This window comes from Streptomyces sp. NBC_01077 (assembly GCF_045162855.1).
GTDB lineage: Bacteria > Actinomycetota > Actinomycetes > Streptomycetales > Streptomycetaceae > Streptomyces.
The window spans coordinates 3,990,584-4,017,285 of the sequence record NZ_CP108669.1; the positions used below are offsets into that span (position 1 = coordinate 3,990,584).

General features: G+C 71.7%; 22 protein-coding genes and 1 other RNA gene. 4 read left to right on the forward strand and 19 right to left on the reverse strand.

The window, feature by feature from the left end; translation table 11 throughout:
• Position 1: 1 nt before the first annotated feature.
• The 10 genes from OG462_RS17830 to OG462_RS17875 all read right to left on the reverse strand — a co-directional run bounded on the left by OG462_RS17830 (position 2) and on the right by OG462_RS17875 (position 11,446).
• Positions 2-481: a hypothetical protein gene (locus OG462_RS17830; RefSeq protein ID WP_406058713.1), complete on the reverse strand. Its 480-nt coding sequence runs from the start codon at positions 479-481 to the stop codon at positions 2-4.
• A gap of 139 nt (positions 482-620) precedes the next feature.
• Positions 621-2,945 carry a xanthine dehydrogenase family protein molybdopterin-binding subunit gene (locus tag OG462_RS17835; RefSeq protein WP_406058715.1) on the reverse strand — a complete coding sequence of 775 codons (2,325 nt, stop codon included), beginning with the start codon at positions 2,943-2,945 and terminating at the stop codon, positions 621-623.
• Complete coding sequence (locus tag OG462_RS17840) at positions 2,942-4,387, reverse strand: (2Fe-2S)-binding protein (protein ID WP_406058717.1); 1,446 nt, start codon at positions 4,385-4,387, stop codon at positions 2,942-2,944. The genes OG462_RS17835 and OG462_RS17840 overlap by 4 nt, the downstream gene beginning before the upstream one ends.
• The gene (locus OG462_RS17845) at positions 4,384-5,259 is read right to left on the reverse strand and encodes an FAD binding domain-containing protein (protein WP_406058719.1); all 876 of its coding nucleotides are present in this window, start codon (positions 5,257-5,259) and stop codon (positions 4,384-4,386) included. Before OG462_RS17845 ends, OG462_RS17840 begins: the two co-directional genes overlap by 4 nt.
• Before the next feature lie 248 nt (positions 5,260-5,507).
• Positions 5,508-7,142: a beta-N-acetylhexosaminidase gene (locus tag OG462_RS17850; protein ID WP_406058721.1), complete on the reverse strand. Its 1,635-nt coding sequence runs from the start codon at positions 7,140-7,142 to the stop codon at positions 5,508-5,510.
• A 4-nt stretch (positions 7,143-7,146) separates the two neighbouring features.
• Positions 7,147-7,986, reverse strand: a complete 840-nt coding sequence (locus OG462_RS17855; protein ID WP_406058723.1) for a carbohydrate ABC transporter permease — start codon at positions 7,984-7,986, stop codon at positions 7,147-7,149.
• Positions 7,983-8,945, reverse strand: coding sequence for a carbohydrate ABC transporter permease (locus OG462_RS17860; RefSeq protein WP_406058724.1), 963 nt, complete (start codon positions 8,943-8,945; stop codon positions 7,983-7,985). Before OG462_RS17860 ends, OG462_RS17855 begins: the two co-directional genes overlap by 4 nt.
• A 5-nt stretch (positions 8,946-8,950) precedes the next feature.
• Entirely contained in the window at positions 8,951-10,294 is a 1,344-nt protein-coding gene (locus OG462_RS17865; protein ID WP_406058726.1) for an extracellular solute-binding protein, read from the reverse strand.
• Positions 10,295-10,545: 251 nt separating this feature from the next.
• Positions 10,546-10,833: a DUF3039 domain-containing protein gene (locus OG462_RS17870; protein ID WP_024761666.1), complete on the reverse strand. Its 288-nt coding sequence runs from the start codon at positions 10,831-10,833 to the stop codon at positions 10,546-10,548.
• 52 nt (positions 10,834-10,885) lie between these two features.
• Positions 10,886-11,446, reverse strand: a complete 561-nt coding sequence (locus tag OG462_RS17875) for a YqgE/AlgH family protein (RefSeq protein ID WP_406058729.1) — start codon at positions 11,444-11,446, stop codon at positions 10,886-10,888.
• Between the two features lie 312 nt (positions 11,447-11,758).
• Between OG462_RS17875 and murA the strand changes: the two genes are divergently transcribed.
• A complete protein-coding gene (gene murA, locus OG462_RS17880; protein WP_189829864.1) occupies positions 11,759-13,099 on the forward strand; it encodes a UDP-N-acetylglucosamine 1-carboxyvinyltransferase in 1,341 nt (446 codons plus the stop codon).
• A 169-nt stretch (positions 13,100-13,268) separates the two neighbouring features.
• Here murA and OG462_RS17885 read toward each other — a convergent pair whose 3' ends face one another.
• The 6 genes from OG462_RS17885 to OG462_RS17910 all read right to left on the reverse strand — a co-directional run bounded on the left by OG462_RS17885 (position 13,269) and on the right by OG462_RS17910 (position 22,359).
• Positions 13,269-13,550, reverse strand: coding sequence for an HU family DNA-binding protein (locus OG462_RS17885; protein ID WP_017237029.1), 282 nt, complete (start codon positions 13,548-13,550; stop codon positions 13,269-13,271).
• A 312-nt stretch (positions 13,551-13,862) separates the two neighbouring features.
• Positions 13,863-15,293: an NAD-dependent malic enzyme gene (locus tag OG462_RS17890; RefSeq protein WP_406058732.1), complete on the reverse strand. Its 1,431-nt coding sequence runs from the start codon at positions 15,291-15,293 to the stop codon at positions 13,863-13,865.
• 411 nt (positions 15,294-15,704) lie between these two features.
• A complete protein-coding gene (locus tag OG462_RS17895) occupies positions 15,705-18,053 on the reverse strand; it encodes a HelD family protein (protein WP_406058734.1) in 2,349 nt (782 codons plus the stop codon).
• A 552-nt stretch (positions 18,054-18,605) separates the two neighbouring features.
• Complete coding sequence (locus tag OG462_RS17900) at positions 18,606-19,742, reverse strand: uroporphyrinogen-III synthase (RefSeq protein ID WP_406058736.1); 1,137 nt, start codon at positions 19,740-19,742, stop codon at positions 18,606-18,608.
• A gap of 84 nt (positions 19,743-19,826) precedes the next feature.
• A complete protein-coding gene (locus OG462_RS17905; protein WP_406058738.1) occupies positions 19,827-21,185 on the reverse strand; it encodes a nitrate/nitrite transporter in 1,359 nt (452 codons plus the stop codon).
• A gap of 175 nt (positions 21,186-21,360) precedes the next feature.
• Positions 21,361-22,359, reverse strand: a complete 999-nt coding sequence (locus tag OG462_RS17910) for a LysR family transcriptional regulator (RefSeq protein ID WP_406058740.1) — start codon at positions 22,357-22,359, stop codon at positions 21,361-21,363.
• A gap of 83 nt (positions 22,360-22,442) precedes the next feature.
• On the opposite strand from OG462_RS17910, the gene OG462_RS17915 reads away from it, so the two are divergent.
• The 3 genes from OG462_RS17915 to OG462_RS17925 are packed head-to-tail and all read left to right on the forward strand — an operon-like array spanning position 22,443 to position 24,314.
• A complete protein-coding gene (locus tag OG462_RS17915) occupies positions 22,443-23,747 on the forward strand; it encodes an MFS transporter (RefSeq protein ID WP_406058741.1) in 1,305 nt (434 codons plus the stop codon).
• 37 nt (positions 23,748-23,784) lie between these two features.
• Positions 23,785-24,060, forward strand: coding sequence for a type II toxin-antitoxin system Phd/YefM family antitoxin (locus OG462_RS17920; RefSeq protein ID WP_406058742.1), 276 nt, complete (start codon positions 23,785-23,787; stop codon positions 24,058-24,060).
• Entirely contained in the window at positions 24,057-24,314 is a 258-nt protein-coding gene (locus tag OG462_RS17925; RefSeq protein ID WP_406058744.1) for a Txe/YoeB family addiction module toxin, read from the forward strand. The genes OG462_RS17920 and OG462_RS17925 overlap by 4 nt, the downstream gene beginning before the upstream one ends.
• A gap of 88 nt (positions 24,315-24,402) precedes the next feature.
• Here the strand turns inward: OG462_RS17925 and ssrA are convergent.
• The 3 genes from ssrA to OG462_RS17940 form a co-directional block, all read right to left on the reverse strand.
• Positions 24,403-24,795: a transfer-messenger RNA gene (ssrA, locus tag OG462_RS17930) on the reverse strand.
• 99 nt (positions 24,796-24,894) lie between these two features.
• On the reverse strand, positions 24,895-25,434 hold the full coding sequence (gene smpB / locus OG462_RS17935; RefSeq protein WP_406058746.1) for an SsrA-binding protein SmpB: 540 nt from the start codon (positions 25,432-25,434) through the stop codon (positions 24,895-24,897).
• An 18-nt stretch (positions 25,435-25,452) separates the two neighbouring features.
• Positions 25,453-26,637 (reverse strand): S41 family peptidase, encoded by a 1,185-nt coding sequence (locus tag OG462_RS17940; protein ID WP_406058748.1) that lies wholly within the window; start codon positions 26,635-26,637, stop codon positions 25,453-25,455.
• Positions 26,638-26,702: the final 65 nt, after the last annotated feature.

A 26,702-nucleotide genomic window follows, 5' to 3' on the forward strand; every position in this document is an offset into this window, starting at 1 on the left:
CCTACTGGAGGGAGCCGTCGCCCCTGGCCGTCTGGCCGGCCCCGTCGTCCGGGGCGGTGCGGCCCGCTTCGCGGTCCGCCTTCGTCTTGGCGTCGTCAGTCCGCTGGTGGATGTTGATCATCTTCCGCTTGACGTCGTCGTCCATCTGCTCGAAGCCGTCCTTGGACGCGATGACCGCGATGCCAAGGCCCTCCAGGCAGTCCTGCAGCAGACCGGAGAGCTCCGTCAGCTGCCGAAGGACGGTGTTGTACGAGTCGTAGACGCCTGATGCCTCGGCCCAGGCGCCACCACCCCCGCCGAACTGATTGCGCACCACCGGGTCCGACTTCATCTTGCCCTTGTCGGCCTCGGAGGAGGTGAGCATCTCGATCAGACCGTCGATGCTCGTCTTGAACTCCGACATCGATTCCGTGTTGTAGCGCACCGCATCGGCACTCATCGGCCGCATCCCGTACGCGCCCCCGCCCACGTCGGCTTCCATGCCCGCGCTCCTCCCCCGTGTACCACCATGCCGTGACGTCGAACTACCTGACGTCTACTACCGAGTCTAGAAGTCCACTGTAGTCAGGAACGACGACAGTGCGCACCTCCAGGTTGCACAAGCAACGGACATCACATGGTTACGAATTGGGCACGGCCACGGCCGCCTGCGGGCGGATCGGGAGGCGGTTGACCGGGCGGCCCGTCGCCGCGCGTACCGCTGAGGCCACTGCGGCGGGTGAGGTGACGACCGGGATTGCGCTCGCGGCCTTCGCGCCGAAGGGTGCGACGACGTCGCGTTCCTCGACCAGTTTCACGATGCGAATGTCCGGGGCGTCCAGGGATGTCGGGAGTGCGTAGCCCGTGAAGTCGGGGTGGCGGACCAGGCCGCGGGCGGTGCGGAGGTTCTCCGTGAGGGCCGCGCCGACGCCCTGGGTGACGCCCGCCTCGATGCGGGTGGTGAGCTGGGCCGGGTTGAGGACGCGGCCGACGTCCTGGGCGACGGCCATCTCCACGACGCGTACGGCGCCGAGTTCGATGTCCACGTCGACCACCGCGCGGATCGCGCAGAACGCGAGGCCGACGAACGCGTCGCCCTGGCCCGCCTCGTCGAGCGGCTCCGTCGGGTGCGGGCGGCACTGGGCGGTGGCCCAGAGTTCCTTGCCGTCCATCGCCTCGGTGACGGTCGTCGAGAGGACTCCGTCGTACGAGGTGATCTTGCCGTCGGTGATCTGGAGGAGCTCCGTCGACATGCCGAACTGGTGGGCCAGCGGCTGGAGGAGCTGGGTGCGGACCATCTTCGCGGCCCGTTCCACGGCCCCGCCGGAGACCCAGGTGTGGCGGCCGTGGGCGGCCGGACCGGCCGGCGGCTGGTCGGTGTCGACGGGGGCCACGTGGACCTCGTCGATGCCGAGGGTGTCCTGCACGATCTGGCGGGCGAGCGTCGAGAAGCCCGAACCGGTGTCCACGGCCGCGCAGATGACCGTCGCCACGCCCTCCTGGACCCGTACGGTGGCGGTGGAGACCTCGTCGGCGCCCTCCGCGCCCAGCATGTGCACCATGCCCAGCGCGTAGCCCACGCCCCGCCGTACCGCGCCCGGTTCGCCCGCGCCCTCGGGGCCGCCCGGCAGCAGCCATTCGCCCTCGGGGGTGTCCTTGGGGAGCGGAGGCAGCGGGAAGTCCCGTACAGCGGCCAGGAGTTCGGCCACCGGGGCGGGGCATGTCACCGTCTGGCCGGTCGGCAGGATGTCGCCGGTCGCCATGACGTTCCGCATGCGCAGCTCGGCCGGGTCCACGCCCAGTTTCGCCGCCAGTTTGTCCATCTGCGCCTCGTACGCCGCGCACACCTGCATCGCGCCCTCGCCCCGCACATGGCCGGACGGCGGGTTGTTCGTACGGACCGCCCAGCCCTCGACGAAGGCGTGCGGGACGACGTACGGGCCGCAGGCGAAGGCCACGGCCGCCGCGAGGGACTCGGAGGAGGAGTCGGCGTACGCGCCCGCGTCGAGCAGGATCTGCGCCTCCACCTTCACCAGGCGTCCTTCCGCGTCCGCGTGGTGGCGGTAGCGCAGCAGGGTGGGGTGCCGGTGGGCGTGGCCGAGGAAGGACTCCTCGCGCGTAGCGGTGAGCTTGACCGGGCACCCGGTACGCAGCGCGAGGAGGCCCAGCGGGATCTGGAAGCCCGGGTCCTCGCGGTCGCCGGTGGCACCGGGGACGCCGGTGACGACCAGTTTGACCTGCTCGGGCGGCAGCCCGAAGCAGGCGGCGGCGAGGTCCCGGTCGGTGTGCGGGTCGGTCGAGGCGGTGTAGAGCTCCACTCCGCCGTCGGGGCGCGGTACGGCGAGGCCCGCCTCGGCGCCGATCGGCGCCGGGTCCTGGCGGCCGATGCGGTACAGGCCCTCGACGACGATCTCGCCCACCGCGTCCGGGTCGCCGAAGCGCAGCGGAATGTGCCGGATCAGGTTCCCGTCGGGGTGCAGCGCCTCGGCCGCGAACGCCTTCTCCGGGTCGGTCACCGGGTCGAGCACCTCGTACTCGACGCTGATCGCCGCGGCGGCCAGCCGTGCCGTGTCGGGGTGGTCGGCGGCGACGGCGGCGAGCGCCTCGCCGTGGTGCCGGACCAGGTCGGCGGCGAAGACCGGACGGTCGGCGACCCGGCGGCCGTACGTCGCCGCGCCCGGCACGTCGGCGGCCGTCACCACGGCCCGTACGCCCGGCATGGCGGTGGCGGCGCTGGTGTCGACGGAGACGATGCGCGCGTGCGGGTGCGGGGAGCGCAGGATCGCGGCCCAGAGCAGCCCCTCGGCCCAGAGGTCGGAGGCGTACGGGAAGGTGCCCTCGGTCTTCGCCCGCGCCTCGGCCTGCGGAAGCGAGGTGCCGAGGCCGTGCGCGGCCGGCTCCTGGTCCAGGGCCCCGGGGGTGTCCAGGGCGGGGACCGTGGGAACGGCGGTGATCGCGTCGCTCACGCCATGCCTCCGTCGTGCGGGTGGGGAATCTGGTGCGGGACCCGGGGCTCGTCGGCGGCCTCGGACGCGGTGGCCGCGGCGCTCGCCTCGCGCTCGGACACGACGTCCCGTACGGCGTCGAGGACGCCCCGGTAGCCGGAGCAGCGGCACAGGTTGCCGGCGAGTGCCTGGCGGGCCTCGAGTTCGGTGGGGGCGTGGTTGCCCTCCAGGAGGTCGTGCACGGTCATGCACATACCGGGGATGCAGAAGCCGCACTGGACGGTGCCGCACTTCGCCATGGCCCGCTGCACGTCCGAGGGCTCGCCGTCGACCGCGAGGCCCTCGACCGTCCGCACCTCGCTCCCGGCGGCGGTCGCCGCGGGGACCAGGCAGGAGGCGACGAGCCGGCCGTCGACCTGCACGTTGCACGCGCCGCACTCGCCCTGCGAGCAGCCGTCCTTGGCCCCGGCGAGGCCGAGGCGCTCGCGCAGGACGTAGAGCAGGGACTCGCCGATCCAGGAGCCGGTGACGGGCCGGTCGGCGCCGTTGACGCGGAGGGTGTACGAGGTGTGGGGGTGCTCGTCGCTGTCCGTGGAGGCGTAGGCGTTCGCGCCCGCCTCGGGCTCGGGAGCGGGGGCGGGCTCAGGGTCGGGCTCATGGGCGGGGTCGGGCTCCGACGTCTGGTCGGACGCGTCGGAGGCGTCGGCAGCGCCCGGCTCGCCGGCCGTCTCCCGCGCCTCCGCCTCGGCCGCCTCAGCCGCCTCGGTCGGCTCGGTCTGTTCGACCGGCTCGGCCTCCGCCGCCGGCTCCGCGGGAATTGCCCACGGCGCCGGGGCGCCGCCCGGCAGGGTCGCCGGGGCCTCCGCGTACGGCCTGACGGCCGAGGCGGCGAACTCGCCCGGCTCCTCCCCCGTCCCGGCCTCTTCGGCCGCGTCCGGTACGACCGGGATCTCCCACTGGCCCGTGGTGCCGGAGGCGGCGGGCGCCGCCCCCTCCGTGAAGCGCCACTCGGCCGTCGCGTGCGGGTCCTGCTCGAAGTGCTCGGCGTATTCCGCGTGCCCGGTGTGCCCCGTGTGCCCGGCCTGCTCGAAGTGGCCCTGCCGCTCCGCGTACCCGGACCGCTCGACGTACTCCGCCGGCTGCTGGAACTGCTCGGCCTGCTGGAAGGACCCGCCCTGCTCGGCGTACTCCGCCCCGTCGAAGTACTGCGTCTGCTCCGCCTGCGTCGGCACGTGCACCGTCCACGTGCCCGTCGCCGCGGCCGGGGTGAGCGGCTGCAGCGGGGTGATCATCGGCGGTACGTAGCCGTGTCCGGGCGCCTCCAGGGGGACGCCGTCCAGCATGAAGTCGGGCGGCAGCTGGACGAACGCGGTGGCGTCCCCGTCGTACCCCTCGCTCTGCGGGATCGGCTCCCAGCCACCCGGGCTCCCGCCCTGGTTCCCGTGCTGTTCGTTGCTGCTCACGACAGTGCCCTCCCCAGTGCCCGTCGGGCGAGTGCGGCGACGGTGCGCCGCAGGTGCAGTACGGCCGGGGGCAACACTTCGTCGCCCGGCGGGTCCGGGATGCAGGCGGCGGCGACGTACTCGCCGAACGCCGCGAGCGCCTCGGGGGCGAGGCCGCGGTCGTTGTCCCAGTCGATCAGCGAGGCGATCCAGCGCTCCGCCTCCAGGGGGCGCAGCGGCATCGGCGCGACGGCGCCGACCGCGCAGCGCACCCCGCGCCGGGCCGGGTCGAGGACGACGGCGACGGAGGCGGTGGCGCGGGCCGGGCCGGTGCGGCCGGTGGCCTTGACGAAGACCTGGGGGGCGTGGAGCAGCGGGACGCGGACGAAGGCGACGAGCTCGCCGGGGGCCAGCAGGTCACGTCCTGCCAGCAGGTGGGAGACGGGGATCTCGCGGCTGCCCAGCGGCCCGAGGACGACCAGGTCGGCCTCCAGGGCGGCGAGGACGGGCAGGGAGTCGCCGGTGGGCGCCGCGGTGACGACGTTGCCGCCGAGGGTGCCCGCGTTGCGGATCTGGGGCGGTCCGGCTGCGCGGGAGGCGGCGGCGAGGGCGGGGATGAGGGCGGCGAAGTCGGGGCGGCCCATGCGCGCGTGGGTGAGGCCCGCGCCGAGGAGGGCGTGGCCGTCCTGGTACTGCCAGCCGCGGATCTCGTTGATGCGGCTCAGACCGACGAGTCCGGCGGGGCGGAGCTGCCCCTTGTTGACGGCGGCCATCAGGTCGGTGCCACCGGCGACGGGGACGGCGGCCGGCATGGCCGTGAGTGCCGCCACGGCCTCGTCGAGCGAGGCGGGCAGCGTCACGGACTGCGCCGTCTGTGGTGCGTGCGTGGTCAACCCGCTGCCCCTTCCCGGTGTCCCGGTGGTCCCCGAATGTGCCCGGCGGTCGCGCCTGCGTGTGGGCGTACCGTACGTGCTCACAGGCCGGACGTGGCAACTCTGGCACATCTTCCGAGCGGTCCGGCGCGAGGGTCCGCGAAGGACTGTTCCGTCCGGGACGCCCCGCTGAGCGACGGTAACTTCCGTTTCGTCGCTCTTGGGTGAAGGGGACGCCGGGCCGGCGGGCGGGGGTGGCGGGGCGTCTCTCACACGATCGGGGGCGTGCCCTCCAGGGGGCGTCCGACGACCCCCGGGCGCTGCTGCCGGGGGTGGGGTCCGGCGGGCGGCCGGTAGTCCACGCCGAGGGCGTCGAGGCGCCGGTAGTGGGTGCTCATCCGGCGCTCGAAGCCCGGGTAGTCGCGCGCCTCGGGCGCGGGCAGCGCGGACCAGGCGACCTCGGCGAAGGCGGCGAGGCGCGGGAAGACCTGGTAGTCGACGCGGGACCGGTTCTCCATGACCTCGGTCCAGACGTTGGCCTGGGTTCCCAGGATGTGGGCGGCGGCCTCGGGCGAGAGGCCCGGCGGGACGGGCTCGAAGCGGTAGACGTCCTCCAGGGTGCGGACGTACCCGATGGGCATCGGCTCGTCCTCGCCCGGCGCCTGACGGTGGTCCAGGTACACCTGCTGCTCGGGGCACATGACGACGTCGTGCCCGGCTTCGGCGGCGGCGATCCCTCCGCCGTACCCCCGCCAGGACGACACGGCCGCGCCGTCGGCGAGGCCGCCTTCCAGGATCTCGTCCCAGCCGATGAGCCGCCGTCCGCGGGCGGCGAGCCAGCGGTCGAAGTGGCGGATGAACCAGGACTGGAGCTCGTCCTCGTCGGCGAGACCGAGTTCCTCGATACGGGCCTGGGCGGCCGGGGAGGCCTTCCACTGGTCCTTGGGGCACTCGTCGCCGCCGACGTGGACGAAGGTGGACGGGAAGAGGTCGAGGACCTCCTCGAAGACGCCCTCGTAGAAGCGCAGGACGGCCTCGGTCGGGGCGAGGACGTTGGGGTTGACGCCCCAGGTGTCCCAGACGGTGAGGGCGGCGGTGTCGACGACGTCGGTGTTGCCGAGTTCGGGGTACGCGGAGATGGCGGCCTGCGAGTGGCCGGGGATGTCGATCTCCGGGACGACGGTGATGTGCCGCTCGGCGGCGTACGCGACGATCTCGCGGATGTCGTCCTGGGTGTAGAACCCGCCGTGCGGGGTCTCGTCCCAGAGGGGCGAGGCCCGGTGTCCCCACTTGCTGCGGGACCGCCAGGAGCCGACCTCGGTGAGCCGGGGGTGCCGCTTGATCTCGATGCGCCAGCCCTGGTCGTCGGTGAGGTGGAAGTGGAAGACGTTGAGCTTGTGGGCGGCGAGCAGGTCGAGGTGGCGCAGGACGTCGTCCTTGGGCATGAAGTGCCGGGAGACGTCGAGCATGAGGCCGCGCCAGGCGAAGCGCGGGGCGTCCTCGATCGTCTGCGCCGTCACGGCCGCGACCGCCCCCTCCTTCACGGGTGCCTTGCGGAAGGCCTCCGGGCCGAGGAGCTGACGGAGGGTCTGGGCTCCCCAGAAGACGCCGGCCGGGCCGCCGCCCGTGATCACGGCCACCTGGTTCATCAGGACGTCGAGCCGGTACGCCTCGGGGGCGAGGGTGTCGTCGATGCGCAGCCGGACGGCGTTGGTGGCGTTCTCGTCGGTGGTCTCGCGCAGGGGCAGGCCGAAGGCCGCGCCGAGCGTGGTGCGCAGCCAGCGTTCGGTGGTCCCGGTGCCGGCGGCCGCGCTGAGGGTCGTCCGCCGGTCCAGGGCGAAGCCGCAGCGGTACGGCCCCTCCACGCGCGCGGGCGCCGGGATCAGGTCCATGGGGTGGGTCATCGCGTCAGTCCTTCACCGCCCCGCCCAGTCCCGAGACCAGGCGGCGCTGTACGAGTACGAAGAAGACGAGCACCGGGACGGTCATGACGGTCGAGCCGGCCATGATGCCTCCCCAGTCGTTCTCGTCGGGCTTGAAGAAGACGAGCAGGGCCATGGGGAGGGTCGACTGCGAGGTGTCGCTGATGATGAACGACTTCGCGAAGAGGAAGTCGTTCCAGGTCGAGATGAACGAGAAGACGCTCGTCGCCACGAGGCCCGGGAAGACCAGCGGGAAGAGGATCTGCCACAGGAACCGCGTGCGGCTCGCCCCGTCGATCTGGGCCTGCTCCTCCAGCGCCTCCGGCACCGCCTTGACGAAGCCCCGCAGCATCCAGATCGCGAACGGCAGCGAGAAGGCGATGTGCGGAAGGATCAGGGCGCCGAGGGTGTTGAGCTGGCCGGCGTCCCGCATGAGGAAGAACAGCGGGATGGTCAGGGCCTCGACCGGCACCATCTGGGCGACCAGGAACATGATGAGGAGCGTCGTCCGGAACCTGAAGCGGAACCGGGTGACGGCCGTCGCCGCCAGGAAGGCGATCAGCGCGGAGGCGAGGACGACCGTGCCCGCCACGATCAGCGAGTTCAGGAAGTAGCGGCCGAAGTCCTGCTGTTCGAAGACGCGCCGGAACGAGTCGAGGGACGGGGAGAGCGTCCAGGGCCGTGGCTCGGTGGACTGGATCTCGCCGGCCGGTTTGAAGGCCGAGAGGACCATCCAGTACAGCGGGAAGGCGACGGCGGCGGCGACGAGCAGGGTGACGGCCTCGGCGGCGAGCCGCCCGGGCCGCCGGACACGGAAGGTGGTCACAGTTCTTCTCCCTGACGTCGCAGCAGGCGCAGGTAGACGAGCGTCACGGCCAGCAGGATCAGCAGCATGACGACGCCGATCGCCGAGCCCAGGCTGTACTGGGACGAGGCGAAGGCCTTCTGGTAGGCGTACACGTTGAGGACGAGGTTCTGGCCGGCGATGCCGCCGCCGTTCGTCATCACGTAGATCTGGGTGAAGACCTTGAAGTCCCAGATGATCGACTGGATCGTGACGACGACCAGGATGGGCCGGAGCACCGGCGCCATGACCGAGCGCCAGATCCGCCACTGCGAGGCGCCGTCGAGGGCGGCGGCCTCCAGGACCTCGGACGGGATGGCCTTGATGCCCGCGTAGACGGTGACCATCACGAACGGGAAGGAACACCAGACGACTTCGAGGAGGACCAGGGCGAAGGCGCTGTACCGCCCGTACGTCCAGGAGAAGTCGCCGAGCCCGAGCAGCTTGTTGACGGGGCCGAAGTCGGGGTCGAAGAGGAAGACCCAGACCGTCGAGCCGGTGATCGCGGGCGTGGCCCAGGCGCCGAGCGCGGCCATCATCAGGATGAACCGGGGCAGGGCACGCACGCGCGTGAGGAGTACGGCGAGTGCGCAGCCGACGGCGAGCGTGGTGACGACGCAGGCGGCGGCGAAGAGGACGGTGGCGAGGAGGACCTGCCAGAACTGGGGGTCGGCGAAGAGGGTCGTGTAGTTGCCGAAGCCCTTGAAGGAGGTGGGCTCGCCGCCGCTGACCTGGGCCTGGGTGTACTCCAGGAAGGAGATCAGGCCGAGCTGGTAGACGGGGTAGACGAGGAGTCCGCCGAGGACGGCGAGGGCGGGCAGGAGGTACAGCCAGGGGGTCCACGGGCGGTGGCCCCTGGGGCCGCCGCGGCGCGCGGGCCGGGGGGCCGGGGGCGCGATCGCACCCGGCCGCTCCTCCGGGGCGGTGAGCTGGGTCGTCATGCGTCTCAGCCCGCCGGCGCGAAGGCCGCGTCCATCTTCTTCGCGGCGTCGTCGGCCGCCGCCTTGACGTCCTTACGGCCGCTGACGACCTCCTGGAACATCGTGGGCAGCACGAGGGAGGCGTCGATCTGGCCCCAGCCGGGGGACGCCGGGACGAACCTGGTGCCCGCGCCGAGGGTGTCGATGAAGGGCTTCACGAAGGGCTGCCGCTGCGCCGCCGCGGTCCGGACGTCGGTGTACGTGGGGAGGAAGCCCATCGCGTCGAAGAGCCGGCCCTGGGTCTCCTTGCCGGTCAGGGACTTGAGGAGGTCGACGGCGAGGCTGCGGTGCGAGGTGCTCTTGAGGACGCCGATGTTGTTGCCGCCGGCGAAGGCGGGGGCGATGGAGCCGGGGGTGGTGCCGGGGAGCGGGACGACGGCGTACTTGCCCTTCACGGTGCCGGCCTCGACGGCGGCGTGACTGAAGTCGCCGCCGATGGCCATGGCGGCCTTGCCGGAGGCGAAGGCGGTGACGGTCGCGTTGCCGCCCATCTGGGCGCACTTGGCTGCGGGGCAGTTGTCGTCGCCGAAGAGCGAGGTGTAGGTGGTGATGCCCTTGCGGGCGGCCTCGCTGTTGACGGCGGCCTTGTACGAGTCGCCGTTCGCGGTGGCGAGTTCGCCGCCGGCCGCCCAGACGAAGGGCATGGCGCCGTAGGTGTACGCGCCGCCGACGGCGATGCCGTACAGGTCGGGCTTGGCCTTACGGATCTTCTTCGCGGTGGAGACGAGTTCGGCCTGGCTCTTGGGGGCGGTGAGGCCGAGTTCCTTGAACACGTCGGTGCGGTAGTAGAGGGCGCGGACGCCGACGAAGAGCGGGGCGCCGTAGACCTTTCCGCCGACGGTGACGGACTGCTCGGCGGTGGGGTCGGTGTCCTTGGCCTCGTCCCAGGCGCCGAACTCGGCGCTGATGTCGGCGAGTCCGCCGTCCTTGACGTAGCCGGCGGTGTCGGTGTTGCCGTACTCGATGAGGTCGGGGGCCGACTTGGGGTCGTTGAAGGCGGCCTTGACGCGCTGGGCGCGGGTCTCGACGGGGATGTACTCGACCTCGACCTCGGCGCCCTGGTGCTTCTTCTCGAAGGCGGCGACGGCCTGCTCGACGACCTGTTCCTTGGGCTTGTTGCTCACCTCCTGGAAGAGCCAGACCCGCAGGGTGCCGGTCTCCTCGTCCGTCGTGGCCTTGCCGTCGGACGTCTGGGGCGCGCAGGCCGTGGCGGTCAGGCCGGCCAGCAGGAGTGCGGCGGCCAGGGCGGTGATGGGGGTCCCCCCTGCTCGAGCGAAGCCGAGAGCTTGGGGGAGGGCAGGAAGCTTCATGACGGATCCCCTCCAGGTGCGTGCGTTGCAGCATGCGCAATGCGCGTTTCGTTCTGCACAACACGCGTGAGGTTAGGCGCGCCTCCGGTGACCCGACAAGAGGTCTCGACCACCTCAACCACTCCGTGACCGGCGGATGCACCCTGCGCAACGCGTACCGAAGGGCCCCACCACGCGAAACGGCCCCCGTCCCACGTACCGAAGTACGCGTGACGGGGGCCCCCCCGAGATCGCCGGACGTCAGGACACCGCTACTTGTCCTTGCCGCCCTTGTCCTTGTCGCCACCGCCGGCGCCCATGGACTCGTAGATCTCCTTGCACATCGGACAGACCGGGTACTTCTTGGGGTCGCGCCCCGGTACCCAGACCTTTCCGCACAGCGCCACGACGGGGGTGCCGTCGAGGGCGCTCGCCATGATCTTGTCCTTCTGGACGTAATGGGCGTAGCGCTCGTGGTCGCCGTCACCGTGGGACACCTGCGGCGTCGGCTCGACGAGGGTTCCCGTACCTGCCCCGCGCTCGGGCTCGAGAGTGCTCATAACCGCCAAGGGTACTGAAAGCCGGGGCCCTCGGTTGAGGGACGGGTCGCCCTCAGTTCAGGGACGGGTCGTCGGGGTACGTCGCGACCATCGCGAGGTCGCCGCGCTGCCGTCTGAGCACCTGCCGCCAGAGCGTCTCGGGCTGCGGAGAGGAGACGTCGCCGGGCTCCGACTCGACCACGTACCAGGCCCCGTCACCGAGCTCGGACTCCAGCTGGCCGGGGCCCCAGCCCGCGTACCCGGCGAAGATCCGCAGCGAGCCGAGGGCCGGTCCGAGCAGCTCGGGCGGGGTCTCCAGGTCGACCAGGCCGATCGCCCCGTACACCCGACGCCAGCCGAGCGGGCCCTCGTCGCCGGGGATCACGGCGACGCCGAGGGCCGCGTCGAGCGAGACGGGGCCGCCCTGGAAGACGACGCCGGGTTCGCCGGCGAGTCCGGCCCAGGGGGCGAGGATGTCGCCGACGGTCACCGGCGTCGGCCGGTTGAGGACCACGCCGAGCGAGCCCTCGTCGTCGTGGTCGAGCAACAGCACCACCGCACGGTCGAAATTCGGGTCCGCGAGGGCGGGGGTGGCGACGAGCAGCCGTCCTGTGAGCGAGGACACCTCGGTCATGCGACACATGATCTCGCATCTTCGGCGTTCGCGGGGGTTGTCGGACGGGACGGAGGGGCGCGATGGCGGGAAGTCGCCGACCACCGCAGATCAGCTCGGTGACCGCCGCGAGGGAGGAGGGACGGAGAGGGGCCCGTGGGCCGTTCCGGTGAGAGAAGCGGACGGTGACGCTCCGCAAGATCACGGGAACAGAGGGTGTTGTGCCGAATTCATTACATCTGACAGGCCCCCCAAGGCACCCGATGGAGGTCTCATGGCCCCTTACCCTTTTCACTGGCCACCCGACCGACCCCACTCCGGAACGCGAGATTCATGACCGGCACAGACGATGTCCTGCTTGTCCACGGCGGAACCCCGCTGGAGGGTGAGATCCGCGTCCGCGGCGCGAAGAACCTCGTGCCCAAGGCGATGGTCGCCGCACTGCTCGGCAGCGGCCCCAGCCGCCTGCGCAACGTGCCCGACATCCGTGACGTCCGCGTGGTCCGCGGGCTGCTCCAGCTGCACGGTGTGACGGTCCGCCCGGGCGAGGAGCCCGGCGAACTCGTCCTCGATCCGACGCACGTCGAGTCCGCGAACGTCGCCGACATCGACGCCCACGCCGGCTCGTCCCGTATCCCGATCCTCTTCTGCGGCCCGCTGCTGCACCGCCTCGGCCACGCCTTCATCCCGGGCCTGGGCGGCTGCGACATCGGCGGCCGGCCCATCGACTTCCACTTCGACGTGCTCCGCCAGTTCGGCGCCACGATCGAGAAGCGGGAGGGCGGGCAGTACCTGGAGGCCCCGCAGCGTCTTCGCGGTTGCAAGATCCGGCTGCCGTACCCGTCGGTCGGTTCGACCGAGCAGGTGCTGCTGACGGCGGTGCTCGCCGAGGGCGTCACCGAGCTGTCGAACGCCGCCGTGGAGCCCGAGATCGAAGACCTCATCTGCGTACTGCAGAAGATGGGCGCGATCATCTCCATGGACACCGACCGGACCATCCGGATCACCGGTGTCGACCGCCTCGACGGTTACACCCACCGGGCGCTCCCGGACCGCCTGGAGGCGGCCTCCTGGGCGTCGGCGGCGCTCGCGACCGAGGGCAACATCTACGTGCGCGGCGCCCAGCAGCGCTCGATGATGACCTTCCTCAACACGTACCGGAAGGTGGGTGGCGCCTTCGAGATCGACGACGAGGGCATCCGCTTCTGGCACCCGGGCGGCTCGCTCAACGCGATCCACCTGGAGACGGACGTGCACCCCGGCTTCCAGACGGACTGGCAGCAGCCGCTGGTCGTGGCCCTGACGCAGGCCTCCGGCCTCTCCATCGTCCACGAGACGGTGTACGAGTCCCGGCTCGGTTTCACCTCCGCGCTCAACCAGATGGGCGCTCACATCCAGCTGTACCGCGAGTGCCTCGGCGGCTCCGACTGCCGCTTCGGCCAGCGCAACTTCCTGCACTCGGCGGTCGTGTCCGGCCCGACGAAGCTGCAGGGCGCCGACCTGGTCATCCCCGACCTGCGCGGCGGCTTCTCCTACCTGATCGCGGCGCTCGCGGCCCAGGGCACCTCCCGGGTGCACGGCATCGAGCTGATCAACCGCGGCTACGAGAACTTCATGGAGAAGCTCGTCGAGCTCGGCGCCAAGGTCGAGCTCCCGGGCAGCGCGCTGGTGTGATCGGGCGGTACGCGGGTGCGTGGCCCCTTCACAGGGCGCCACGCACGCGCGTACACCGGCCTCCGAAGGCGTCCTTGCCCGTCTGACGGGCAAACGAAAGGGCGGCCACCCCCTGACAGGGTGGCCGCCCTTTCTGCGCCTCCAGGCTGCTTACGCGGCCTTGGGGGCCTTACTTGCCCTTGGCGGCTTCCTTGAGCTTCGAGCCCGCGGAGACCTTCACGCTGTAGCCGGCCGGGATGTTGATCGGGTCGCCGGTCTGCGGGTTACGAGCGGTGCGAGCGGCACGGTGGGTGCGCTCGAAGGTCAGGAAGCCGGGGATGGTGACCTTCTCGTCGCCCTTGGCGACGACCTCACCGACGGTCTCGGCGAGAGCGGCCAGCACGGCGTCGGCGTCCTTGCGGGTCACCTCGGCGCGGTCGGCCAGGGCGGCCACCAGCTCACTGCGGTTCATGTTGTTACTCCCGTGTTCTTCTTGCCTGTGAGGCGTGCCACGCGGCGGAAGCCGCGTGATTGGGTACAGCGAAGCCGATGCTGCCAGGGCCTTCGGACAGTCCCCGGACCCGGGTCTAATGACAGACCCTCGCGCCCAAACACGCATCCTGCCCCCACCAGCGGCGGGAACGCCAATCCGGCACCCCCTGGGGTCACACGAAAAGCGCCAGAGCCCCGTGGTGGTGACGTTCTGTCGACTCCGCGAAAACCACGCGGAGCCGAAAAGCCACCCTAAAGGCGGGTTTACGCCTCCGCGAATCGCGACGCGCCGTCAGCGCCCGGTCGCCGCAGGGCCGCCGGCCGCCGCCTTCGCCGCGTTGCGCACGGCTCCGGCGACCGCACCCGCGACCTTGTCGTTGAAGACCGACGGGATGATGTAGTTCGGGTTCAGCTCGTCCTCGGTGACGACGTCGGCGAGGGCCGTGGCGGCCGCCAGCATCATCTCCGTGTTGACCGTACGGGACTGGGCGTCCAGGAGGCCGCGGAAGACACCCGGGAAGACCAGCACGTTGTTGATCTGGTTCGGGAAGTCCGAGCGGCCGGTGGCGACGACTGCGGCCGTCTGGCGGGCGGCGGCCGGGTCGACCTCCGGGTCGGGGTTCGCGAGCGCGAAGACGATCGCGTTCTCCGCCATCGCGGCGACGTCATCCGCGCCCAGCAGGTTCGGGGCCGAGACGCCGATGAACACGTCGGCGCCGACCACGGCCTCCTTGAGGGTGCCGGTGACGCCCTCGGGGTTGGTGTTGTCGGCGATCCAGCGCAGCGGAGTGCCGGGCGCGGCATCCACGAGGTCCTCGCGGCCCGCGTGCACGACGCCGTGGATGTCGGCGACGACGGCGTGCTTGACGCCCGCCGCGATCAGCAGCTTCAGGATGGCCGTACCGGCCGCGCCGGCACCGGACATGACGACCCGTACGTCGCCGATGCCCTTGTTGACCACGCGCAGCGCGTTGGTGAGGGCGGCGAGGACGACGATGGCGGTGCCGTGCTGGTCGTCGTGGAAGACGGGGATGTCGAGGGCCTCGCGCAGCCGGGCCTCGATCTCGAAGCAGCGCGGCGCGGAGATGTCCTCCAGGTTGATGCCCGCGAAGCCGGGGGCGATCGCCTTGACGATCGCGACGATCTCGTCGGTGTCCTGCGTGTCGAGGCAGATCGGCCAGGCGTCGATGCCGGCGAAGCGCTTGAAGAGGGCGGCCTTGCCCTCCATGACGGGCAGGGCGGCCATCGGGCCGATGTTGCCGAGGCCGAGGACGGCGGAGCCGTCGGTGACGACCGCGACGGAGTTGCGCTTGATGGTGAGGCGGCGGGCGTCCTCGGGGTTCTCGGCGATCGCCATGCACACGCGGGCGACGCCCGGGGTGTAGATCATCGAGAGGTCGTCACGGTTGCGGATGGGGTGCTTGGACGCCATCTCGATCTTGCCGCCGAGGTGCATCAGGAAGGTACGGTCGGAGACCTTGCCCAGGACGACGCCCTCGATCGTGCGCAGCTGCTCGACGATCTCGTCGGCGTGCGCGGTGGAGGTCGCGGCGATGGTGACGTCGATACGGAGCTTCTCGTGGCCGGAGGCGGTCACGTCGAGGCCGGTGACGGATCCGCCGTGGGACTCCACCGCCGTGGTGAGCTGGGAGACCGCGGTTCCGCTCGCGGGAACCTCCAGCCGGACCGTCATCGAGTACGAGACGCTGGGCGCCGTTGCCATGGCCGAGTTCCTCTGCTTTCCCTGAGCTTCGTTGCTACGCCGCCCCGGCTGGTTGCCCGGCGGCGCCCTCCGATGGTCGCACCTACCTGCCGGTAGCAGGTAATGCGGTCATTTTGTTTTCGGAAAGTAGTTTCCACCATACGAGAAGTGCTGGGGAAACAGAAGAGGCCCCCGTCACCAGGGGTGACGAGGGCCTCAACTTTGTACATACGTCTAAGTGGCACCGACCCGCCATGCTCGCCTCGCGGCAAGTGGTCCCTCAGAGGGACGAAGGTTGGGCCCGGGGGCTTGGATCGAGCCGGTGCCACGACAAGGCTAACAAACCACCCTGGTTGGTGATTCCAGCGCCACAGGTTGACTGGAAATCGGCCCTCGTACGGCACCCCCGGCCCTGCCCCGGGCCGGGGGAGGTCAGTCCCGCAGCAGGTCCGGCACCCCCGCCTCGTCCGGCATGTCCGCCGCGCCCGCGACCACCGTGAGCTGCTGCGTAGCCCGGGTCAGGGCCACGTAGAGCACCCGCAGACCGGCCGGGGACTCGTCCGCGATCTCCGCGGGCGAGACGACCACCGTGGCGTCGTACTCCAGGCCCTTCGCCTCCAGGGAACCGAGCGCCACGACGCGGTCGCCCAGCTCGGCGAGCCAGCGGGCCGCCTCCTGACGCCGGTTCATGGCCACGACGACACCGACCGTGCCCTCGACCCGCTCCAGGAGCAGCCGCGCCTCGGACCGTACGGTTTCGGCCAGATCCGGCTTCCCCGCCGTCTCCCGCACCGGCACAAAACGGGGCTCGACGCCCGTGGAGCGGACCGCGCGCGGCGACTCCTTGCCCGGCATGGCGAGGGCGAGCACCTTGGCGGCGAGCTCGGCGATCTCGGCCGGGTTCCGGTAGTTCACGGTCAGCTCGAAGCGGCGCCGCGGCCGGGTGCCGAGGGCCTCGTCGCGGGCCTCGGCGGCCTCGTCCGGGTCCGACCAGGAGGACTGCGCCGGGTCGCCGACGACCGTCCAGGTGGCGTGCCGGCCGCGCCGCCCGACCATCCGCCACTGCATGGGCGTGAGGTCCTGCGCCTCGTCGACGATCACGTGCGCGTACTCGGTGCGCTCGGCGGCGAGCCGCTCGGCCCGCTCACGCTGGGTCTCCTCCCGTACGGGCATGAGCTCCTCCAGGCCCGTGAGCTGGTCCAGCGGGTCGTACTCGCGCTTCCTCCGGGGCCTGGCCGGCGCGCCGACCAGGGTGTTCAGCTCGTCGAGGAGCGCCACGTCGTGGACGGACAGCTCCTTGCGGCGCAGCGAGCGGGCGAGCCGCCGCACCTCGCCCGGGTTGAGGATGCGGCGGGCCCAGCGGCCGAGCCGCCGCTCGTCGGCCATCGCGTCGAGGACCCGGCGCGGGGTGAGCTCGGGCCACCAGGCGTCGAGGAAGCCGAGGAAGGAGTCCTCGGTGGAGACGTCCTCGTCGAAGGAGGAGCGCAGTTCGGCGGCGAGCTCCGGGTCGCTGTGCCGGCCGACCGCGCCCGACTTGGAGTACAGCGCGTCGAGGAGGAGCCGGCGGGCGCGCGGGCGCAGCAGGTTGACGGGCGCGGCGCCGCCGAGAACGTTGTGGCGGATACGCCGCAGCTCGTCGGCCTCCAGCTCCAGACGGCGCCCGAAGGCGACCACACGCAGGCGCGTGGGGGTGCCGACGGGCGCGGCGGGCTCGTCGTCCTCGCCCAGGGCGAGCTGGGCCTGGGCCCGGGGCGCGGGGGTCTCCAGGGCGCCGCGCGCGGCCTTGCGGAGGACCGCGAGCATCCGGGAGGAGCCCTTGATCCGGGCGACGGCCGGGTCGTCGTAGGCGGTCGCCTCGACGCCGTCGACCAGCGAACCGACCGCACGGATGGCGACCTGCCCCTCCTCGCCGAGGGAGGGCAGGACGCCCTCCGTGTACGAGACGAGGAGCGGGGTCGGCGAGACGATCAGGATGCCGCCCGCGTACCGCCGCCGGTCCTGGTAGAGCAGGTAGGCGGCCCGGTGCAGCGCGACCGCCGTCTTCCCCGTCCCCGGCCCGCCCTCGACGTACGTGACGGAGGCGGCGGGCGCGCGGATGACGAGGTCCTGCTCCGCCTGGATGGAGGAGACGATGTCCCGCATGGTGTGACTGCGGGCCTGGCCGAGGGCGGCCATCAGGGCGCCGTCGCCGATCACCGGCAGTTCCCGCCCGTCCAGGGTGGCCCGGAGCTCGGGACGCATCAGGTCGTCCTCGACACCGAGGACCTGGCGGCCCTTGGAGCGGATGACCCTGCGGCGTACGACCCGGCCCGGATCGACCGGCGTGGACCGGTAGAAGGGCGCGGCGGCGGGCGCGCGCCAGTCGATGACCAGCGGCGCGTAGTCGGAGTCGAGGACGCCGATCCGGCCGATGTGGAGGGTCTCGCCGATCTCGGCGGTGTTGTCGGGCCGTACGGCGTCCTCGGCGGGCTCGATCGAGGTGTAGGCGCCGTCGGGCCCCTTCTTCCCGTCCTTCCCGTAAAGGAGGTCGATCCGGCCGAAGAGGAAGTCCTCGAACTCGTTGTTGAGCCGGTTGAGGTGGATGCCGGCCCGGAAGACCTGGGCGTCGCGCTCGGCGAGGGCGCCGGGCGTGCCGACCTGGCCCCGCTGGGCGGCGTCGTTCATCAGGAACTCCGCCTCGTGGATCTTCTCCTCCAGTCGGCGGTAGACGTGATCCAGATGTTCCTGCTCGACACCGATCTCACGGTCTCTGACCGTGTCCACGGCTTCCTGCGCGGCCACCTAAGGCCCCCTTCTGACGTGCACTGGGCAGCCGTCGAGCGTACGCCACCGAATGGCACCGTGTCAGGCGAGATCACCGTACGGGGCGGGTCGTCGTTCAGAAGGCACCGGAAGGGGCGGCGGTCACGCCACTCCCCGTCGATGTGCTACCGCCCCCGTTGTGGGCAACTGTTCCTCCCCCAGACTCCGTCCGGGGGGACCCCCAGGGCGGAACGGGTGGGCACAACGGACGGCGCCCCTTGCCGGGCCCAGGCTTCCGCGCCCCGACCCGCACCACAGGCGCGCCGCACTCGATGGTGCGGGTCCAGGCACAAGGAGCGGAGGCGCCGCCAGAGCGCGCCGTCCCGTGTGCCCACCCGTCCCTCCCCCAAGGACTTCGTCCAGGGGACCCCCATGCGGGACGATTGCCCACACGGCGGGCGGCGGGGCGCGGGCCCCACGGGCCACGGCCCAGGCGGGGCGAGGGCGAGGCGCCAGGGCCACGGCCCGCGCGGGAAGAGGCGCCCAGGGCCACGGCCCGTGCGGGGCGAGGTGCCAGGCCCGGTTCTGGGCCTACTCGGCGTATTTCTCGTCCGCCGTGGGGTCCAGCGCCAAGCGGTAGCCGCGTTTCACCACCGTCTGGATCAGCTTCGGCGTGCCGAGCGCCGCCCGCAGCCGCGCCATCGCCGTCTCCACCGCGTGCTCGTCCCGCCCCGCGCCGGGCAGCGCGCGCAGCAGGTCGGCCCGGGAGACCACCCAGCCGGGGCGGCGGGCGAGCAGCCCGAGGAGGGCCATTCCGGCGGGCGGGACGGGCCGCAGGAGGCCGTCGACGAGGACGGCGTGCCCGCGGACCTCCACCCGGTGGCCGGCCACGGGCAGGACCCTTGAGCGGGCCGGCAGTTCCTTGCAGAGCAGCTGGACGAGCGGGCCGAGCCGGAACCGCTCCGGCTGGTACGTGTCGATGCCCTCGGCCTGGAGCGGGAGGGCCGTCACGGGCCCCACGCAGACCGCGAGGACGTCGTGCCGGAGCGCGGCGACGAGAGCGTCCCGTACGCCCTTCTCCGCGGCCCGGGAGAGCAGCGAGGCCGCGGCAGGGGCGCTGGTGAAGGTGACGGCGTCCAGGCCGCCCGACAGGACCCCGTCGAGCAGCCGGTCGAGCGGCCCGGTGTCCTCCGGCGGCATCCACCGGTAGACGGGGACGCCGACGACCTCCGCGCCGCCGGCGGTGAGCGCCTCGACGAAGCCGGGCAGCGGCTCCCCGTGCAGCTGGAGCGCGATCCGCCGGCCGTCCACCCCTTCGGCGAGGAGCCGGTCGAGGACCTCGGCCATGGACTCCGAGCTGGGCGACCAGGACTCGGTGAGTCCGGCGGCCCGTACGGCCCCCTTGACCTTGGGTCCCCGGGCGAGGAGTTCCACGTCCCGCAGGACGGCGAGGAGTTCCTCGCCGTATCCCCAGCCGTCGGCGGCCTCGACCCAGCCCCGGAAGCCGATCGCCGTGGTGGCGATGACGACGTCCGGGGCGTGACCGATGAGTTCCTTGGTGGCGGCGAGGAGTTCGGTGTCGTCCGCGAGGGGCACGATCCGCAGGGCGGGGCCGTGGACGACGGCCGCGCCGCGCCGGCGCAGCAGCGCGATGAGTTCGTCCGCGCGCCGCGCCGCGGTGACGCCGACCGTGAAGCCGGCGAGGGGGCCGTGTTCTTGCTCGTCCATGGGGCCAGAGCCTGACGGGGACGCGTGACGGTCTCGGTTCGCCCGTATTTCCTGGTCGTTACGGTCCGCGCCGGGCACTGGGGATCACACCTTCGCGTAGCCGGGCCGGGGCTCCGGCGCGGTGACGGCTTCGGCGTTCTCGGGGACCGCGGCCGGCCGCCGAAGGTATACCGCCCAGGTGACGACCATGCAGGCCCCGTAGAAGGCCAGGAAGGCGACGAAGGCCGCCGTGCCGGTGCCCGAGGTCTGGAAGGACTGGCGGAAGGCGAGGTTGATGCCGAGGCCGCCGAGTGCGCCGACCGCCCCGATGAGGCCCATGGCGGCCCCGGAGAGCCGCCGCCCGTAGGCCTCGGCGGCTTCTCCCGCGAGGCCCTTGCCGTGCCCCTGGGCGAGGAAGATCGCCGGGATCATCTTGTACGTGGAGCCGTTGCCGAGGCCGCTGAGGACGAAGAGTCCGATGAAGCCGATGAGGAAGACGGTGAGGGATTCGATCACGGAGGCGTAGATCACCACACCGGTCGCGGCGGCCATCGCGGCGAAGGTCGCCAGGGTGATGCGGGCGCCGCCGTGCCGGTCGGCGAGCGCGCCGCCGACGGGCCGGATGAGGGAGCCGAGCAGGGGGCCGATGAAGGTGAGCGAGGCGGCCTGCAGCGGGGTGCGGCCGAACTGGGTCTGGAGCACGAGCCCGAAGGCGAAGCTGTAGCCGATGAAGGAGCCGAAGGTGCCGATGTACAGGAAGGCCATGATCCAGGTGTGGCGGGCCCGTACGGCCTCCTTGGCGGCCCCGGTGTCGTTCTTGACGGGGGCGAGGTTGTCCATGAAGAGCGCGGCGCAGGCGGCGGCGATGATGATCAGCGGCAGGTAGACGCCGAGCACGATCCTGGGGTGCATGGCGCCGGCGGTGCCGATGACGAGGAGGCCGACGAGCTGGACGACGGGGACGCCGATGTTGCCGCCGCCCGCGTTGAGCCCGAGCGCCCAGCCCTTCTTCCGTAGCGGGAAGAAGGCGTTGATGTTGGTCATGGAGGAGGCGAAGTTGCCGCCGCCGACGCCGGTGAGCGCCGCCACCAGGACGAGGGTGGTGTACGAGGTCCCGGGCTCCATCACGGCGAAGGCGAAGCCGGTGGGCAGTAGGAGCAACAGGGCGCTGAAGATCGTCCAGTTACGGCCGCCGAAGCGGGCGACGGCGAAGGTGTACGGGATCCGGATCAGCGCGCCGACGAAGGTCGCGGTGGCGATCAGGAAGAACTTGCCGGCCGGGTCGACGCCGTACTGCGGCCCCATGAAGAGCACCATGACCGACCACAGGCTCCAGATGGAGAAGCCGATGTGCTCGGAGAGCACGGAGTAGAGCAGGTTCCGCCGCGCGATCCGCTCTCCCTTCTCGCGCCAGAAGGTCTCGTCCTCCGGCTCCCACTGCTCGATCCACCGGCCGCCGCCCATGTCGTACCTCCGCGGGTGTCGGGTCCTGGGGCGTCCACAGCCCCGGTCCACCTGCCACTGACACTAGGGAGGTCGCGTTTCAGCCTGGTGCCCCGAGGTGACGGCAACGGAACCTTGCTCTCACCCGGAGTGCGGAGGCCCTGTGAGCGCCGGGGAACGCGCCACCCGGACCCGCTCAGGCGCCCGGCAGCCCCGGTTCGCCCTCCGGGAGCCAGGAGTCGGCCGGGCGGGCGTGCCAGCCCTCCCTGGCGCCGATCTCGGCGGCGGCGGTCCGCAGCGCGTCCAGACCGGGGTGGCGCAGCCCCTTGCGCCACACCAGGCTCACGGGTGACAGGGGTACGGGGTCGACGAGCGGCCGCAGCACACAGCCCGGCATGGGCGGGAAGTCGACGACGGCGAGCACCGGGTTGCGGTGCTTGGCCATGATGCGGCGGAACTCCTCCTTGCCGACGGCGAGCGGCGCGGGCGGGGCGATCTCGATGCCGCGCCCGGCGAAGAGCCGGGCGGCGAGGTCGGTCCATTCGGGTGTGCGGTCGTTCCCCGCGCCCGCGTAGATCCGTTCCCCGGCCAGTCGGGCGAGCGGCACCTCGGGCAGGGCGGCGAGCGGGTGGTCCTCGGGGAGGACCACGGCCATCCGCTCGTACCGCACGAACTGGGAGTCGAGCCGCGCCCGCAGAGCGGCGTCGAGTCCGCCGTACCGGCCGAAGGAGGTGTCGAGCCGCCTGGCGAGGATCTCCCGTGCGGCGCCGGTGAGTCCGCTCTCGTAGCGGGCCATCAGCTCCTGGTCCGGGGCGAGTTCACGGGCCCGGCGCAGGACGTCCTCGGCGGCGAGGCCGGGGCTGTTGAGGTCGACGAGGAGCGGCCGGGGTGCGGCCCGGAAGGCCTCGGTCAGTTCGTCGTGGGCGGCCAGCACCCGGAGTGCGTACGGGAGGAGGCGCTCGCCGTCCGGGGTGAGGGAGACCTGCCGGGTGGTCCGTACGAAGAGATCGGCGCCCACCTCGCGCTCCAGGCGCCGGATGTCACGGCTGAGGGCCTGCTGGGCGACGTAGAGGCGGGTGGCGGCACGGGTGAAGTGGAGCTCCTCGGCGACGGCGGTGAAGGCGCGCAGGAGGCGGGGGTCGATGTCGCGCGGTGCGGGGGATGCCGACGCGGTGGATGATGCCGGGGAGACCATCGCCGCATTTAACAACACAGATGCGTGAATGGCCACCGAACAGGTGTTGGACCCAACCCGGCCCCTCCCGCGAGCCTTGATCCATGCCGCAACCGGACCTCACCCTGACCCCGGCGGGCCCGGCCCTCGCCCCGCGCTACCGCGACCGCGCACCCGTCGGCCTCCGCCACGGCGACGGACCGACACGCACCCCCCGCAACCCGTACCTCCGCCTCTTCACCCTCCCCGGCACCCGCGCCTTCACGGCCGGCAATCTGATCGCCCGACTGCCCATGGGCATGTTCGGCGTCAGCGCCGTGATCATGATCGCGGCGGCGTACGACTCCTACGCCCTCGCCGGCGGCGTGACCGCCACCGGCATGGCCGCCGGAGCCCTCACCGCCCCCTGGATCGCCCGGCTCGTCGACCGGTACGGCCAGGCGCGGATCGCCGTCCCCGCCACCGCCTACGCGGTCCTCGGCCACCTGGTCCTGCTGCTCTGCGTCCACGGGAACGCCCCCGCCTGGGCCCTGTTCGCCACCACCGCGCTCACCGCCACCGCGCCCAACACCGGCGGCATGTCCCGGGCCCGCTGGGCCCATCTCCTCAAGGGCGACCGGGACGCCCTGCACACCGCCAACGCCTTCGAGCAGGCCACCGACGAACTCTGCTTCACGCTCGGGCCGGTCGTCGCCGCGCTGCTCTGCTCGACCCTCTTCCCCGAGGCCGGCACCCTCGCCGGCGCCGTCCTGTTCCTCACCGGCGTCCTGATCTTCGCCGCCCAGCGCTCCACCGAACCGCCGGTCGGGCCCCGCACCACCGCGGGCTCCCCGCTGCGGGTCCCCGGCATGGCCCCGCTCCTGGCGGTCTTCCTCGCCACCGGGGCGGTCTTCGGCTCCATGGAGGTGGTGACCGTGGCGTACGTGGACGGCCCCGTCGCCGGTCCGGTACTGGCCCTCCAGGCCGCGGGCTCCTGCGCGGCCGGCCTCCTCTACGGACGGGCCCGCCACACCGTCCGGCTCCGCACCTGTCTGGCCGCGATGGCCGTCCTCATGACGATGCCGCTGCTCGCCGCCTCGACCGGCTCACTGCTCGCCCTCGCCGGCGGACTGCTCCTGGCGGGCATGGCGACGGCCCCGACGCTGGTGACGGGCATGGGCCTGGTGCAGCGCCTGACCCCGGCACCCCAGCTCAACGAGGGCATGACGCTGGCCGTGACCGCTCTTCTCGGCGGCATCGCGGCCGGCTCCGCCACCGGCGGCTGGGCCGCCGACCACGCCCCCTTCGCCGCCTTCGGCTTCCTGATCCCGGCCACCGCGGCGACCCTGGCACTCGCCCTCTGCGCGGCGACCATGACGATCACAGGGCCCCCATCCACCAAACTTGTACGAGTTTCCGGTACCATCTAGGTACCATAAACTCGCACGAGCCGGAGGAGCGGACGCCATGTCCATAAGCGCCAGCGAAGCCAGGGCGACCCTGTTCCCCCTGATCGAGCGCGTCAACACCGATCACGACCCGGTGCGCATCACCTCCAAGAACGGCGACGCCGTCCTCATGTCGGCCGACGACTACGACTCGTGGCAGGAGACCGTCTACCTGCTCCGCTCTCCCGCCAACGCCCTGCGCCTGATGGAGGCCGTGGCCCGCGACCGCGCGAGCGCTCCGACGGTCGCCAAGACCATGGACGAACTGAGGGACCTGGCCGGGGGCGAGGAATGAGAAGCGTCCACTTCGACCCTGCCGCCTGGGAGGACTTTCGGTTCTGGCTCGCCTCGGACCGGAAGACGGCCCGCAGGATCACCCGCCTGATCGGCGTGATCCAGCGCGACCCCTTCAGCGGGATCGGCAAGCCCGAGCCGCTGAAGGGTGACCTGTCGGGCTACTTGTCGCGCCGGATCGACGACGAGCACCGACTCGTCTACCGGGCGGACGACAAGGAAGTGAAGATCCTCAAGGCCCGCTATCACTACTGACGCATGACAAAGGCCCGGCAGTCCGAAGACTGCCGGGCCTCTGCCCACATGGGATGAGGTGTCCGAGGGGGCATGCCACTCGGACGCTCGGTGGAGATGGCGGGAATCGAACCCGCGTCCAACGGTACGGAAACAGGGCTTCTCCGTGCGCAGTCCGCTACGAGTTTCTCAGCCCCGGAGATCACGCGGACAAGTCTCCGACGGGCTCAGTCACTGTTTGATTTCCCTCCAACCCCCGTGACCGGGGCTAGAGGTTTAGATCCCTAAATGACGCCAGGATCCGGGTCGGGACCACCCCCGGGCTGACGCTCCTCACAGAGGCTTCTTGTCGTTACCTAAAATTAGGCAGCGAGGGCGAAGCGGGAGTTATCGCTCTTGGAGTTGGCGATTATTGGTTGCGACATATGGTTAACGAGATCATTGCCGCTTCCTCGACACGCTTCCCCTGCATCGGTATCCGCTGTCGAAACCGATCATCCCCATGTTTATTTTTCAAGTGCACACCTACTGCGAGGCGGGCACGACCCATCGTACGTGACCGACGGGTGCCGTCGCCAGCGTATTAACCCCGACCGCGCCGCTAGGCGGCCTGGGCCGCCCGCTGCTTGCGCTTGGCCGCCGCGATGGCCCGGTTCGTCTCGCGGGTGTCCTGCTGCTCGCGCAGGGTCTGGCGCTTGTCGAACTCCTTCTTGCCCTTGGCGAGCGCGATCTCGACCTTCACCCGGCCGTTGAGGAAGTACAGCGCCAGGGGCACGATCGTGTGACCCGTCTCCTGCGACTTCGCCTCCAGCTTGTCGATCTCCTCGCGGTGCAGCAGCAGCTTGCGCTTCCGCTTCGCCGAGTGGTTGGTCCAGCTGCCCTGCATGTACTCGGGCACATGGATGTTGTGCAGCCACGCCTCATGGTTGTCGATCTGCACGAAGCCGTCGGCCAGCGAGGCGCGGCCCATCCGCAGCGACTTCACCTCGGTGCCCATGAGCACCACACCGCACTCGTAGGTGTCGACGATGTGGTAGTCGTGGCGCGCCTTCTTGTTCTGCGCGATGATCTTGCGCTCGGGCGCCTTGTCCTGGTTCTTCTTCGCAGGCTTGCCCTGCACGTTCACGAGTCCCTTTGCCATAGTGCGGTCATTTTCGCACTACGAGCCCCCTCCGAGGCCACTCAATACTGTCTTCGCCCGTTCTTCCGCCCGTTCACCGGCCGCGAGGTCGGGGACGATGCCCCGGCCGTCCACCGCGTGACCGGCCGGTGTGCGGTAGTGGCCGACGGTCAGCTCGGCGACGGAGCCGTCCGGCAGCGTGCTCGGCATCTGGACCGAACCCTTGCCGAAGGTGCGCGAACCGACCGTGACGGCTCGGCCCCGGTCCTGGAGGGCGCCGGTGAGCAGCTCGGCCGCGCTCATCGTGCCCCCGTCGATCAGTGCCACCAGGGGCCGGCCGGTGTCGCCGCCGCCCTCCGCGTACACGGCCCGCTGTTCGCCCTGCACGTCGTACGTGGCGACCAGACCGCCGTCGAGGAAGGCGGAGGCGGCCACGGCGGCCTCGGCGACCAGGCCGCCGGCGTTGCCCCGCAGGTCCAGGAGGACTCCTGCGCCTGCCGGGGCGGCCCGTACCGCGTCACGTACGCGCGTGCCCGCGCCCTTGGTGAAGGCGGCGACCCGGATCACCAGGGTCCCGTCGTCGAGGCGGCGGACGGTGACCGGCTCCGTGGCGAGCCGGGCCCGGTGCAGGGTCTGTGTCCAGGCGGCGCGGCCGCGCTCGACCCGGAGGGCGACGGTGGAGCCGGCGACGCCGTCGCCCCGCAGGAGGGCGACGACCTCGGAGACCGAGAGCCCGTCGACCGGGCGCCCGTCGACGGAGACGAGCCGGTCGTCGGCCCGGATTCCGGCCCGCTCGGCGGGGCCGCCGGACTGCACCCGGGTCACCCGGACCCTCCCTTCGGCGGCCCGGCCGGCGGAGAGCCCCACACCGGTGTAGGCGCCGTCGAGGGCCTGCTCGAACTCGGCGTACTCCCTCTTGTCGTACACCGCGCCCCAGCGGTCGCCGCTGCGGCTGACGAACTCCTCGGCGGCCTGCTTGCCCGACTTGCCGTCGGCCATGGCGTCGGCGGCGGCCCGGCTCAGAGCGGCGCTGTCGACGGTCGTACGCGCCGTACGGTCGGGAGGCCGCTCCCCCGCGCGTGCGGAGGCGCCGGCGGACTCCTGCCGGGGCAGTGAGCCGGTGGCGGCGGCGGTGGCCAGGACTCCCGTGAAGACCAACGTCAGAACGGCCCCACGGAGTACTCCGCGGGGCCGGATACAGAACTGGTCGGTGCCGGCCGGCATGGCGCCCACTCTAGGACAAGGCAATGGCGCCGCACGGGCTTTGCCCGTACGACGCCATCCGCCGT